We start from the raw sequence: 13,011 nt of genomic DNA, 5'->3' as shown, positions 1-13,011 counted from the left end.
GCGTATGTTCTGGAGAGTTTTGATAATGAATCAGACCACGTTTCGCCCTGTGAGCCTTGTACTGCTGGCGCCTGCAGCTATCCTCCTGCTCTCGCTGCTAGCGCTTCCTATTGTCTACGCAATCTACCTGGGATTTACCAACCTGCAGCTAATCGGACCGCACGCGGTCAACTATTGGTTCACCGGACTTCAGAATGTCCGGACGCTTCTGAACGACGACGTTTTCTCCAGTTCGCTCTGGCAAACGGTGGTGTTTGTCGTTGGATCCGGCGCATTTGGTTCGACCATCCTGGGGCTCGCGATGGCCCTGCTGATGCAAAAGGCGAGCGGCGCGCTTGGCAGGTTAGTGTCTGGGCTGGCTATCCTCGCGTGGAACCTGCCACCTATTACGATTGCGGTCATCTGGTATGCGGCCACGACGAGCGGCGGCACCTTCCCGCGCCTTCTAGGCGATGCAAATCACGACCTGCTTTACACCTACCCGATGCTGGTGGTGTCTATCGCAAACGTCTGGTCGCTCGCCGGTCTGTCGATGATCATGTTTTCTGCCGCTCTGCGCAGCATCCCGACCGAGATGGTCGAGGCGGCGATTCTTGAGGACGCGAGTGCCGTGCAGCGGCTGTTCCGCCTGACGTTGCCGATGCTCAAGCCGACAATCCTGATGTCGGCGCTTCTGATGACGCTCCTGACGTTCGCGAATTTCACGCTCGTTTATCTGATGACGGGTGGTGGCCCTGACAACGAGACCAACATCTTGCCTATCTATTCATATTTGCAGGGCTTCAAGTTCCATCGGCTCGGTTACAGCGCGCTTCTCGGTAACGTGATTGTGCTGCTCTCCTCGGTGCTAGGTTTGGCTTTCGTACTCATCGCCCGTCAATACCGCCCGGGGCAGATTCGAAAGAGCAAGCTGAAGGCCCTTCCCGTCGAACCGGTTGAACTAGCATCATGAAGGAACAAAAAATGGAACTGTCTGCTCATAAGATGCCGGGAGACTCCGTGCGTCCCGCAGGGCGCATCAAGCGCCGCGCCGAGCCGGTGTCCGGCAAGCTCTTCGCCAACATCATATTGCTATTCATCGGCGCATACTTCGTCATCCCTGTCCTGTGGCTCGTGGTTGGCGCTTTCGACAAACACGCGGGCTGGCAGATTCAGTTGCCTACGCTCACGCTGGACAATTTCGTCGACGCTCTGGCGCAAGGGAATGCGCAAGCACTCTGGAACAGCGTGATTGTTTCGGCGATTGCGGCAGTGGTGTCAACGGGAGCGGGGATCCTGGCGGCGTACTCGTTCTCGCGCCATCGCATTCCATGGAAAGGGCCGATTCTCTTAGGCATCCTGTTCCTTTCGGGCGTGCCTGTTACGATTCTCATCGTGCCGGTCTACAAAATGTTCGCGAAGTACGACCTGCTCTCGATTGTGCCGACAGCGGTACTGTTGGGCGTTACGTCGCTTCCATTCGCCATCTATCTCATCAAGAACACCATTGATGCGATTCCGCGTGACCTTGAAGAAGCGGCGAGCATGGAGCAGGCGGGTACCTTCCGCATTCTTCGCTCGGTCATCATCCCGCTGGCCATGCCCGGCATTGCGTCCGCGGCCATCTTCAGCTTCGTGAATGCATGGGGCAACTTTCTCATTCCAATTGTGTTGATAGCCGACCAATCGAGCCAACCCGCGCCCATCGCGATTTACAGCTTCATTGGGTCCGCAACGATCCGGTATGGACAGATTGCCGCTTTCTCCATTCTGTACTCCATACCGGTCATCGTCCTCTACTTCGTGATGTCGCGATTTTTCAGGGGCGGCTTTTCGCTGAGCGGCGCCGTACGCGGTTGAGGGAAGAAGTGCACTTAGTGCGTCGGAGTGCGTCGCAAATCTGCCAAGTGCGAAATTGAGTTGGGATTTTTTGCCGCGAATACTGGTACGTGAGAGGCTTGCGTCAACGCGAGGCAGTCTTTTGCGCATCAAAATATCGGGAGTATCGAGTGAAGTTAGCAGGCGGACAGGTCATCGCGAAGGAGTTGCGCGCGTACGGGGTTCGATATGTCGCTGGTGTGCCCGGCTACGGAAACAGCGCACTTCTCGAGGGTCTCAATGCGCCAGGGGCTGGAATTCCCTTTATCCGGGTCGTGAACGAGCAGAGTGCGGTGCACATGGCGGACGGATACTTCCGTGCGTGTGGTAGTGCGATGGCCGTTATTCTTCCTTCCAGGACCGGAATCCTAAGCGCCACCGCGGCCCTTTCCAACTGCCTGTCTGACTCCTGTGGCGTCATTCTCGTCACGGGAGACCGGGCTAGTGACGATGCGAACGCGGCCCCGGTGAGTTCCACACAAGCCGGCGCGGGCTGGGACACAGACCTGGCGTCCGGCGGCCTGAAGCAGTCGTGGAAGGTGCGCGGTTTCTCCGAATTGCCGCAGGCAATACATAGTGCTTTCAACAGCGTGCTGGGGGCGAGGCCAGGTCCGGTCCATCTCGAAGTCCCACTCGAAATTCAGAACCACACGGACCACGTGAGCTCTGAATCCCTCCAGAACCGGCTCGCGCCAAACAGGCTGCGAGGGGACGCTGCGGTCATTGAGCAGGCCGCTGGTGTTCTTGCCGGCGCAGAGCGTCCTATCCTTCTCGCAGGAGGCGGCGTTGTGGCTGCCGATGCCACATCCGAGCTCAACGCGTTGGCCGAGGCGCTTTCGGCGCCTGTGCTGGTTGCGGGCAACGGCATTGGAGCGATTCCTCACGACCACGACCTGAATGCCGGCTCTGTAGGGTCAATGGGAAGTGCCTGCGGAACCGCGCTCCTGCGCAAGGCAGACGTCGTCGTTGCGGTGGGCAGCCGTCTATCGGACCTAACCGGCGTCAATGGCGGTGGCCGTAGCGTATCTGGGCTGGCCGGGAAAAAGCTGATTCAAATTGATGTCGAGCGGGACGAAATCGGCAAGCGCTATCCCGTCGAAGTTGGCGTCGTCGCGGACGCGAAAAGCGCGCTAGTCGACCTCAAGTCCGCGCTGAACGGAAAGCTGACGCGAGCCACAGGCGCTCGCCGACAGGCATTCATTGAACTCATGCGCGACTTGCGTGGACAGTGGCGCAGTTCAGTCGCCAGCAAGTCTGGAGCGCACGAAACTTTTATTCGCGCGCCGCGCCCCTTCCTCGAGCTTCGTAAAGTACTGCATCGCGATGCCATTGCGGTCATTGGGTCGGGCGCCGTTGCGCACATTGCGCGCGAGCATTTCCCGGTCTATGTCCCACGCACTTTTCTTTCTGCGGGAGCGTCGGTCGCCGGCGGTTGGGCTGTTCCTGCTGCCATAGGCGCAAAGCTTGCGATGCCTGCGCGGCAAGTCGTATGTGTGGTTGAAGATAGCGATTTTCTCCAATCGATGCAGGAAATGGCGGTCAGCGTCATGCATTGCATTCCTGTGGTTTTCGTAGTCTTCAATCAAAGCGGGCCAGAATTTGTATCCGGTGCAGTGGGGTCACCAGCTGTGCGGCCGAGCATCGGTGAATTCTCCCTGCCGGACGGACGCCCTTACTCCCTTGCATTCGCGGACATCGCAAGAAGCTTTGGCCTTGATGCGTGGCGCGTCGAGCATGCCTCCCAGTTGGAGGGGGCATTCCGACGCGCGCTTGATAGTACTGGGCCAGCCTTGGTCGAGGTGATGATTGCGCGGCACGAGACTGACGCGGCAATCCGAGTGGGAGATTTGCAGTTCGACGCTGCGTAACAGACTTCTGCGGCAGGGTAATAGAGGTCCTCGGCTCATTCATCAGGATAGCTGATTTTCAGAATTCGTCGATGCACGAGCCGCTTTGCGATTACAGATGCGAGACGCTCATTGTGCAACTGGCAACGTGCATAGCGTGCAAACCAAAATAGCGTCACAGTGCGTCATCCTGGAGGCTTCTCGCGAAATTGAGTTGGCGCTTTTCTCGACTGATACTGGCTTCGCGCTGCATAAGTGACGCGCTTTCCCACGAAATGCTTTTGGACTCTAAATACAGAGTCTCAGCTACGTAAGAATTTATCGTTGAAGAATCCACTCAACTTCTGAGTTTGCATCATAAGGGGCAACCATGTCGTTTTTTCTGAAGTCGGCCACTACGCAACCCACTGGCGAAGCTGACACCAAGCAGGTCCGCCGCGTTGTCGAAGAGATGATTACCGACATCTCCGCGCGCGGGAACGAAGCGCTGCACGAATATTCCTCGAAGTTCGACAAGTGGAATCCTGCGCAGTTTCGTCTCACGCAAGAGCAAATCGACGCTTGCGTTGCCGAGCTGACAGAGCAAGAAATTGTGGATATCAAGTTCGCACAGGAACAGGTTCGCAACTTTGCGCGCCATCAATTGGCGTCGATGCGTGACATCGAAGTCGAAACGTTACCGGGCGTCATTCTTGGCCACAAGAATGTTCCTGTCGAGACGGTGGGCTGCTATATCCCGAGCGGTAAGTATCCGCTGGTCGCCTCGGCGCACATGGGCATAGTGACGGCGAAGGTAGCCGGTGCCAGCCGCGTTATCGCGACGTCGCCCCCCTTCGAAGGCCGCCCGAGCGCGCCGGTTATCGCCGCAATCCATATCGCGGGTGCCGATGAGATTTACTGCATCGGCGGTGTGCAAGCCGTGACCGCGATGGCGCTGGGCATTGGCGAATTCCCGCAAGTGGACGTCATCGTCGGTCCGGGTAACGCCTACGTCGCTGAGGCAAAGCGCCAGCTGTACGGTCAGGTTGGTATCGACCTCGTTGCGGGACCGACGGAAACCCTGATTATTGCGGATGACTCGGTGGATGCCGAGCTCGTCGCCACCGACCTGCTTGGCCAGGCTGAACACGGCCCGACCTCGCCGGCGGTGCTCATCACGACGTCGAAGGAACTGGGCGAAAAGACGCTCGCGGAAGTCGAGCGCTTGCTTAATCAACTCGATACCGCCGAAATCGCGCGCAAGGCATGGGAAGGCTACGGTGAAGTCATCATCTGCGAAAACGACGAAGAAGTGATTCGCGAGTCGGACCGCATCGCATCGGAGCACGTGCAAGTGATGACGCGCGACCCGGACTTCTTTCTGGACCGTTTGCGCAACTACGGCGCGCTGTTCCTCGGCGCTCGCACGAACGTCGCGTATGGAGACAAGGTCATCGGCACGAACCATACGCTGCCGACCTCACGGGCGGCTCGCTTCACCGGCGGCCTGTGGGTGGGCAAGTTCCTGAAGACCTGCACGTATCAGCGCATCCTGACCGATGAAGCATCTGTGCTCGTGGGCGAGTATTGCTCGCGCCTGTGCATTCTTGAAGGCTTCTCGGGTCATGCGGAGCAGGCTAACATCCGCCTGCGTCGCCTTGGCAACGTCGAGGTTGCCTATGGCAAGGCTGCCCCGGTCCCCGTTGCGACGGCCAAGTAATTGAGGAGTGGGTGCCTGGTTCGCAGCAATGCGAGCTAGTGAGTCGTGCACCGGTTGCTATGCGACCGGTGCACGCGCTTGTTGGAGCACACGGTGGAGCAGCGCGCGCTAAATCTCTGTCCGCTGAAGCTTAATCGTTTCTTCGAGCAGAGCACGATGCAGCGCCGGGGTTGCGGCGGCGATGACACGGCCGTCGCTCGACGATGTCAACGGATTGCCGTTCCAATCAGTCATAACGCCTCCAGCACCGGTCACAATTGGCGCAATGGGAAGGTAGTCGTACGGTTTGAGTCCCGCTTCGATGACCGCGTCGATTTTCCCGGCTGCGAGCATGGCGTAGCTATAGCAATCTCCGCCGAATCTTCTGAACCGTGCACGACGGCTCAATGATTCGAACACCTGGAATTCGGTGGCACTGAACATGTCCGGCGAGGTTGCGAACATGTTGCAATCGCGAAGCTCAGTGCAGTGGCTCGTCCTGATTGACTCCCCGTTGCGCTCTGTTCCGCGTCCTGGCGTGCCGACGTATCGCTCGCCGAGCGCCGGTACATCAATGATGCCAAGAACGGGATGCGAGTCCTTCAGCAGAGCGATAAGGGTGCCCCAGAGAGGCATGCCACTGATAAAGCTCTTTGTGCCGTCGATAGGGTCAATCACCCAGCATAGCTCTGCCGATATATTGACCGGATCCTGCTCTTCTCCAAGTATGCCGTGCGATGGGTAGGTTTGCGCAATCCGGTCACGAATCAGTGCTTCAATTTCGATGTCTGCAACCGTTACAGGGCTGGCGTCAGCCTTCTGCGCGATGTCGATTGGCTGTCTGAAATAGCGCAGACCAATAGGGCCAGTTTCGTCTAGCGTTGAGCTGGCAAACTGAAGGTAGCTTTCGATCGAATCCATAATCGGAGGCTCGCTCTCAACTGGTGATTTCGACTCGCGTGCCATCGGGTGCCACTATCACCGCCTCGTAGAAGCCGTCACCTGTGAGCCTGGGTCCCGACAACAGGATTCCATCTGTTCTGCAACGCTCTGCCAGCGTGTCGACTGCTTCGGCTTTACCAAGAGAAATGGCAATATGGTCCCAGCCGAGGCACTCATCAGCCGATTTTTCCTCGACCCAAGGCGCGCTCATCAGTTCAATCTGAAACTGGTCTGGTGTCAGGCGGACGAAGCAGGATGTAAAGCCGGGGCGACGTGCGCTTCGATAGAGCGGACCGACTTCCGCGTTGAAATAGCGCTGCCAGAAGTCGGCAGCGCCGGTGATGTCGCGCGTCCACAAAGCCACGTGTGCTAATCGCATGTTGTCCTCCAGTTTTTTTCAACGCCTTCAGCCCGCAGGCCTTGGCGGCTTCGCTTTCCATATTGTGGCACTTGCGGAAGCCAAATGCGACCACGCTGACGCGCTCGCGCGATCACGCTGAAGCGCTCGCGGCTTGAACGCAGGAGTGTGCGCTCTAGTTCGCGTCAACTTTCACCAACCTCGTCAACGTGTGCCGAGGGCAATGCGCTCACGATGCGCAATGAAACTCCACGGTAGCCGTCCAGGGAGATTCGCAAGGATCCGAACTCGTCCAGGTCACCGATAACCGACTCCGCTAGCATGTCCACGACGGGACCCGGGGCAACGCCAGCCAGCGAAATCGTCTCGTCGACGTTGCTTGCGCTGAAGTTCAGCGCAGTCACTTGAGTGCCTTTGCCCGCAGGAAGTTCGTGGACCATGACGAGCAGGCTTGGTGAGGTGACCTCAGGTATGGCTATCTGTTTGCTTGAGGCAATCTTGTATGCTTCGCGCACCGAGAGGAGATGTTTCAGTTGCGAGGCAAATGAATCGGGATTGGTCAGTTGCTCGGGTAGGGGGCCATACAACGCTACCGCTCGAGGAATGCCTTCCTCGGACAAGGCCGCGGTTGCGTTTTCGCCAGTCAGGTCGTAAGCGCCGCGGTGTATCCACCTGGTATCGCCATCCAGCATGCGCTCTTCAACCGTTGCGATGGGTAACGGCAATGCACCCACAAGGTCCCAGCCTGAGATTGCAAAGACGCCAGGCTGAAGAGCGTTGTACATCGCAAGTAGCAAATGAATCTGTTGAATGTTCGCTTTGTCGTGCTCGGTCAAAGAGTCGAGTTCACGAATGTTAAGGGCGGCGGCGATTATGCTGGCGGTCGTGCAAGAAACGCCATTCGTGACGAAGCGCAGGTTATAGGGGGCGTGTTCACCGCTGAGGCGTTCGTACATCGTCTCGCGGATATGTTCGCGGAGGATGTTTCCGGGCCACGTTTGGCCTTGAAACGCGAATGTCGTGTTTGCATGCAACGTCCAGAAGTGCACGAGTTCCAGCGTCAGTTCGTCATGGTTCTGGAGCGCATGGATGAGAGAAGCCGGGTCGATTCCATGCTGATGGACTGTTCTTAGCATAAGCCGGAGAAACTCGGTGTCTCCTGTCAATAGCGCATGCTGGTAGGCGGGGCGTGTGATGAAATCATAGGAGAGATCTGCGCCACCTTTTGACATTGCAGCGATGTCATCGACGGTGAGATTCAACTCCTGAAAGCTGAAGCCTCCGGCTTTACGTATGGCTCCCCCCAGCAGCTGGTTACCGGTAATCGAAAGCGGGTGACTTTCGGACCACGCGTTGCCATGCGCCCGGCGCTCAATGCCCAGGAAACCGTTTGCGTCGAGACGCAGCCCGCGCGCCCCGAGAACATCAAGCGAGTGGAGGGCATCGCCGATGATTAGCTGCTGTGCGGCGAATGTCGGGTCCAGCCAATTGAGCGAGGGCTGTCCCTCCTTGAAGTAGTGCAGGTAGACCCAGCGTCTGGTGACACCATCCACCCCGACGACGGGAGGCGTGGCGCTCCAATCGGTCTCTTTGATTCCTGGCTCAAAGAAAATCACACGTTGAAGCTGTCCGACTATGTAGCACTTTTCCTTGAGTACATCCACGACCTTCGGCGTCAGGTTGACCGCATCGCGTCCCTCGGCGACGTCGGGCAGGATGCTCCAGTCTTCCGGCTTGATTTCAATCATGTGGTAGAGGCCAGGGTAGTCGCCGTAGTTCATCTCGGCTAACCGGAAGTCGGCCCCCTTTCCTGTGTGCGATGGCACGACGTCGTCAATGACGACCGCGTTGTGAGCAGCGGCCATTCTGCTCATTGCGACGAACTCTTCTTCGGTGCCGAAGCGAGGGTCGATACCGAGGCCGATGCGGTCAAAATTGCCGTCAATTGACGGCGTGAAAGTCCGGTCTCTGAGACCACCCGCGAGCTTGGTGGGACCGGGGTGAACCGCTTGAATGCCGATTGAGGATAGTGCGCGCCAAAGAGCATCACTACCGAGGGTCCGAAGGACGGAGTCGCCCGTTGCCGAGATGACCGCCCCGGGGTAGGCGGTGAACCACACGGACGACATCGCACATGCCACTCGAGGTTTAGATTCGGCGTACGGGTGTAACCAGAGTCTGGCTTGTCCGGCGTATGTGCGGGCGCGGGTACGGAGTTGATGAAGCATCGAATGACTGACGAGCCACTCAACATGTTCGGCGGCGGGGAGATTCACAGCAGACCTCTTTTGGAAATGTTGCGGGTACGCTCACGAAAAATTCTCAAGCTCTGCAGAGCGCTCTCTCGCAAGGGGTGTACGCAAAGATGCCTAAGAGCGACGCGATTGAGTTGGCGAACAGGGTTTTGGTTTGACGAAAACCTGAGTCACATTGCATGATGGTGCGAGCGCAGAGGTAGCGCGACGAGTTCGCGAAAGTCAGCTTCATTTCGCGTCACTTCGCGTCAACATTGTCGGCGTCGAAAGCACTTAGTGCTGCAAGTACTGCGGAGTGCTTATTACGGTTTGATTCGAGTGAATGTCACAGGAACGAGCGCACGAGTGTGCGGCTGGGGTGGGCACATGTTGGTTGAATGCGACGATCCGTTGGGCGTTCTGGCACTGCCGCCGAGGCGCGGGCTAACCCTCGCTCAGTCGGACGGCCAACGGCCGGCAATCGGGTTTTTGATCGCGCCCCTATCCATTCACCAATGCCGCCTGGCGCGCGAGCAGCGCTCGTGCGAGCCGGCCCAGGCGGCGGACCCCGTCTTCCATGCGGTCGTCCCAGGCATGCCCAGCGCTCAAGCGCAGGCAATTGCGAAAGCGCCGGCTCGCGGAAAAAACGTCGCCGGGTGCGAAGCAAATGCCTTGCTCGAGCGCCTCGTCGAAGAGCGCACGCGAGTCGAAGCGTCTTGGCAGTTCGAGCCAGAGTACAAAGCCGCCTGCTGGCCGGCTGACTTTCGTGTCGGCGGGGAAGCTTGCCTCGATCGTCTGAGTCATGCGCGCAAGGTTTTCTTCGAAGGTTCGGCGGATGCGGCGCAGGTGAGCATCGTAGGCGCCGCTCTCCAGGAAGTCTGCGAGTGCGACCTGGGGCAAGACCGGGCTGCAGAGGCTGAACGCGAGCTTGCGCTCCATCACTTGTTGCGTATAGGCGCCCGCCGCAATCCACCCGACCCGGTATCCTGGCGCAAGGGATTTCGAAAACGAACTGCAGTAGATCGTATTGGCGCCGCCGTCGAGCGCGATGAACGGCTTCGGCCGCTCGCGACCGAAGTGAATGTCGCCGTAAACGTCGTCTTCGATGAGCGGTACGGCATGCCGCGCGAGCACCGCGAGGAGGGCACGTTTGTCGGCTTCGGTCATCGCCGAGCCGAGTGGATTATTGAAGCTCGATGACAGCAAACATGCCGCCACGGGTTCCGTCTCGAGCAAGCGTGTGAGCGCGCCGACGTCGATGCCGCGCGTCGGGTGAGTCGGCAGCTCGAATGCCTTCAGACCGAGCATTTCAATGGTGTGAAGGAACCCGAAGTAGGTGGGCGATTCGATCGCGATCGTATCGCCGCGCCTGGCGACAGCCGTAAGCGCGAGCGTCAGCGCCTCGGTGCAGCCGCACGTCACGAGCACGTCGTCGGGCGAGAGCGCATGCCCGACGCGCATCGCGCGCTTTGCGATCTCGCGGCGCAGGCGCGGCTCGCCGTGCGGTGCGCAGTAGGTGTTGTAGCGCGTGCCGTGTTGACGCGCAGCGCGCGCGAGCGCGAGGTCGAGCCGCTGCGCTTGCAGCAGCGCTGCGTCGGGCACGGCGCAGCCAAGAGGGACGAGCGCCGAATTCGATGCGTGCTCGAGCAGCCCCGCGACGGCTCCGCTGATCGACACGGTCGAGGCCTTCGCGCGCGGCCGCGAGGCCGACGGCAAGGCGAGGGCACCGCGGCGCGCGGCCGCGACGTAGAAGCCCGACTGCGGACGTGCGACGAGGACGCCGCGATCCTCGAGCAGGCGATACGCCTGTAACGCCGTGGAGATGCTGATGCGGTGCTGCTCGCTGACTGCGCGCACGGATGGTAGCCGCATGCCCGGTGCGAGCGCGCCCTTGTCGATCATGCCGACGATGAGTTCGGCCAACTGCTCGTAGCGGTACGAAGTGGGTGTGTCCATGGAAGCGCTCGTAACGGAGTAATCCCTGATTATCGACGCGACACCTCAGCTCGCCAAGGAGAATTGTGATGGTCCATTCTGCGGAAAATTGTGACTGTTATGGTCGACCGGAGAGCGCTACGATGCATGCACTAACAGCAAATGCAAGGAACAAGCATGAACGGTTTCCAGCAGAATTTCGACGAAAGACAACGGCCTGGCTTCAACGAAGCGAATTCCCCGGCGTGGCGCGGGAGATTTCCTCGCAATGAGATCATTTCACTGCTCGACGTGAATCGGCCGCTCAATCTGGCGGAGAGCACTTCGCAAGACTTGACGGTCGGCGAATTGCTGGACCTGGCGGGTCTCGACCGTATCCGCGATCTCAAACTCGGCTATGGAACCTCCGCTGGGTCGTTAGCACTGCGCGAAGCCATTGCAGAGGGCTGCGGCGTTCCAGCCGAGCAGATCATTACGACGCAAGGTACCGCGCTGGGGCTCTTTCTTCTCGCTTTCGAGGTCTGCCGGGCCGGCGACGAGGCTGTCCTGGCTACACCCTGCTTCCCGCCGAGCCGTGACTGCCTTGTCGGAGCCGGCGTCGACGTCCGCGAGATCAAGCTGTCGTTTGAGAATGGCTATCGGCTGGACCTGGACCAGATCGACGCAAGTCTGTCGTCGAAGACGAAGCTCGTGAGCATCGCTTCGCCACAAAATCCCGCTGGCGTTCAGACGTCTCGTGCCGACATCGAGAAGCTACTTGTCTTGATGGAAAGGCGGTCTCCGGGAGCGATACTTTTCGTCGACGAGACCTATCGGGAAGCCGCCTATGGCGACGATGCCGTGGCCGACAGTTTTGCGGCGCTCGACGCGCGCATCGTCACCGGCGCGTCGGTATCGAAGGCGCTCGGCGCGCCGGGCCTGCGGACAGGCTGGCTGACGGTGGCGGACGCCGATCTTCGGGCGCGTCTGACCGTCGCCAAGATGAACACCGTGATCTCGGGTTCGGTGCTCGACGAGACGCTCGCCACCGTGCTGCTGCGTCACAGGGAAGGGGTACTCGCGTCGCGACGCCGGTTGCTCGCCGGCGCTCTCGGGGAACTGGCGCACTGGTGCGAGAGCGAGCGCGAACGCGTCGAGTGGGTCCGCCCCGACGCCGGTGCGCTGTGCTGCGTGCGCCTGCGCTCCGAGGCATTTGACGAGGCTGCCGTCTCACGCTTCTGGGATCTGCTGCCAGGTCATGACTTGCAACTGGCGTCCGGAGCATGGTTCGGGGAAAGCAGCCGTGTATTCCGGCTGGGCTTTGGCTATCTGCCGCCTGCGCGCCTGGAATCCGCGTTATCCGCGCTCTCGTCGGCTCTGGACGCCGCGATTGCCTAACGAGTCTTAACCCTTGGACATGTGGAGCACCGCTATGAGAGTAAGAATCGCGTATCTCGAGGAACCCCCGTTCTACTGGACAGGTGAAGATCATTGTGCGACGGGCGCCGATATCGAGCTGGCTGACGTGGTGCTTCGAGCGATCGGTGTATCCTCGATCGAACATCATTTGACCTCATTCGAAGAGCTTCTGCCTGGCGTGCAGGAAGGTCGCTGGGATATGAACGTGCCGATATTTGTGACGGCCGAGCGTGCCGAGCGCGTTGCATTCAGTGTGCCGGTGTGGTCGCTGGGCGATGGCTTTTTGCTTCGTCATGGCAATCCGAAAGCGCTGGCGAGCTACCAGGCCGTCGCGGCGCGGAACGACGCTCGGCTCGGGATCGTTGCCGGGACGATTCAATACGACGCCGCAATGTCGGCGGGCGTGAGCGACAACCAGATCGTGGCGTACAAGGACCAACCGCAAGCGATCGACGCGCTGCTCGCAGGAAAGATCGACGCGTACGCGAGCACGGCGGTGGGAAGCCGTGTCCTGGCGGGTGTCCATAAGGAACTGGAAGTGGTTGGGCTCGAAACGAGTCAGGAAGGTGGAGGACCTCTCGGCGCCTTCTCGTTCAACAAGAGCAATCATGCACTTCTGCAGGCTGTGAATGAGCAGCTTCGGAAGTACCTCGGTTCGGCGGATCACCGTGCTCGCATGGCGAAGTACGGTCTCGCACGGACGGAGCTCGACAGCGTGAGCGCAGCCTGAGCGGCACGAGTTCGCGGGATTCAGACGGAGGA

Annotated in this window: 10 protein-coding genes; 6 read left to right on the top strand and 4 right to left on the bottom strand. The window is 59.5% G+C overall.

The window, feature by feature from the left end:
• Positions 1 to 25: 25 nt before the first annotated feature.
• From P3T40_RS00770 to hisD, 4 genes are all read left to right on the top strand, one after another.
• Positions 26 to 952 carry a carbohydrate ABC transporter permease gene (locus tag P3T40_RS00770; RefSeq protein WP_429265774.1) on the top strand — a complete coding sequence of 309 codons (927 nt, stop codon included), beginning with the start codon at positions 26 to 28 and terminating at the stop codon, positions 950 to 952.
• Between the two features lie 11 nt (positions 953 to 963).
• Positions 964 to 1,839, top strand: coding sequence for a carbohydrate ABC transporter permease (locus tag P3T40_RS00765; RefSeq protein ID WP_429265773.1), 876 nt, complete (start codon positions 964 to 966; stop codon positions 1,837 to 1,839).
• Positions 1,840 to 1,937: 98 nt separating this feature from the next.
• Positions 1,938 to 3,725: a thiamine pyrophosphate-binding protein gene (locus P3T40_RS00760; protein WP_429265772.1), complete on the top strand. Its 1,788-nt coding sequence runs from the start codon at positions 1,938 to 1,940 to the stop codon at positions 3,723 to 3,725.
• A gap of 349 nt (positions 3,726 to 4,074) precedes the next feature.
• Positions 4,075 to 5,403, top strand: a complete 1,329-nt coding sequence (gene hisD, locus P3T40_RS00755) for a histidinol dehydrogenase (protein WP_429265771.1) — start codon at positions 4,075 to 4,077, stop codon at positions 5,401 to 5,403.
• Positions 5,404 to 5,511: 108 nt separating this feature from the next.
• On the opposite strand, the gene hisN is transcribed toward hisD, so the two are convergent.
• The 4 genes from hisN to P3T40_RS00735 form a co-directional block, all read right to left on the bottom strand.
• Positions 5,512 to 6,303 carry a histidinol-phosphatase gene (hisN, locus tag P3T40_RS00750; RefSeq protein ID WP_429265770.1) on the bottom strand — a complete coding sequence of 264 codons (792 nt, stop codon included), beginning with the start codon at positions 6,301 to 6,303 and terminating at the stop codon, positions 5,512 to 5,514.
• Between the two features lie 16 nt (positions 6,304 to 6,319).
• On the bottom strand, positions 6,320 to 6,703 hold the full coding sequence (locus tag P3T40_RS00745) for a VOC family protein (protein ID WP_429265769.1): 384 nt from the start codon (positions 6,701 to 6,703) through the stop codon (positions 6,320 to 6,322).
• A 164-nt stretch (positions 6,704 to 6,867) separates the two neighbouring features.
• The gene (gene treS / locus P3T40_RS00740) at positions 6,868 to 8,958 is read right to left on the bottom strand and encodes a maltose alpha-D-glucosyltransferase (RefSeq protein WP_429265768.1); all 2,091 of its coding nucleotides are present in this window, start codon (positions 8,956 to 8,958) and stop codon (positions 6,868 to 6,870) included.
• 459 nt (positions 8,959 to 9,417) lie between these two features.
• The gene (locus P3T40_RS00735) at positions 9,418 to 10,872 is read right to left on the bottom strand and encodes a PLP-dependent aminotransferase family protein (RefSeq protein ID WP_429265767.1); all 1,455 of its coding nucleotides are present in this window, start codon (positions 10,870 to 10,872) and stop codon (positions 9,418 to 9,420) included.
• Positions 10,873 to 11,028: 156 nt separating this feature from the next.
• Between P3T40_RS00735 and P3T40_RS00730 the strand changes: the two genes are divergently transcribed.
• Entirely contained in the window at positions 11,029 to 12,228 is a 1,200-nt protein-coding gene (locus tag P3T40_RS00730; protein ID WP_429265766.1) for a pyridoxal phosphate-dependent aminotransferase, read from the top strand.
• 34 nt (positions 12,229 to 12,262) lie between these two features.
• Positions 12,263 to 12,979 (top strand): transporter substrate-binding domain-containing protein, encoded by a 717-nt coding sequence (locus P3T40_RS00725; protein ID WP_429265765.1) that lies wholly within the window; start codon positions 12,263 to 12,265, stop codon positions 12,977 to 12,979.
• The last annotated feature ends 32 nt before the right edge of the window (positions 12,980 to 13,011 follow it).

It is taken from the genome of Paraburkholderia sp. EB58, assembly GCF_050436665.1.
Lineage (GTDB): Bacteria > Pseudomonadota > Gammaproteobacteria > Burkholderiales > Burkholderiaceae > Paraburkholderia.
This window is presented reverse-complemented; position numbering and strand designations above follow the sequence as displayed.

Excerpts from the sequence above, each read along its gene's own strand:
- hisN (WP_429265770.1), bottom strand. The coding sequence starts at position 6,303 with ATGGATTCGATCGAAAGCTACCTTCAGTTTGCCAGCTCAACGCTAGAC.
- P3T40_RS00730 (WP_429265766.1), top strand. The coding sequence starts at position 11,029 with ATGAACGGTTTCCAGCAGAATTTCGACGAAAGACAACGGCCTGGCTTC.
- P3T40_RS00770 (WP_429265774.1), top strand. The coding sequence starts at position 26 with ATGAATCAGACCACGTTTCGCCCTGTGAGCCTTGTACTGCTGGCGCCT.
- P3T40_RS00745 (WP_429265769.1), bottom strand. The coding sequence starts at position 6,703 with ATGCGATTAGCACACGTGGCTTTGTGGACGCGCGACATCACCGGCGCT.
- P3T40_RS00735 (WP_429265767.1), bottom strand. The coding sequence starts at position 10,872 with ATGGACACACCCACTTCGTACCGCTACGAGCAGTTGGCCGAACTCATC.
- hisD (WP_429265771.1), top strand. The coding sequence starts at position 4,075 with ATGTCGTTTTTTCTGAAGTCGGCCACTACGCAACCCACTGGCGAAGCT.
- P3T40_RS00765 (WP_429265773.1), top strand. The coding sequence starts at position 964 with ATGGAACTGTCTGCTCATAAGATGCCGGGAGACTCCGTGCGTCCCGCA.
- P3T40_RS00725 (WP_429265765.1), top strand. The coding sequence starts at position 12,263 with ATGAGAGTAAGAATCGCGTATCTCGAGGAACCCCCGTTCTACTGGACA.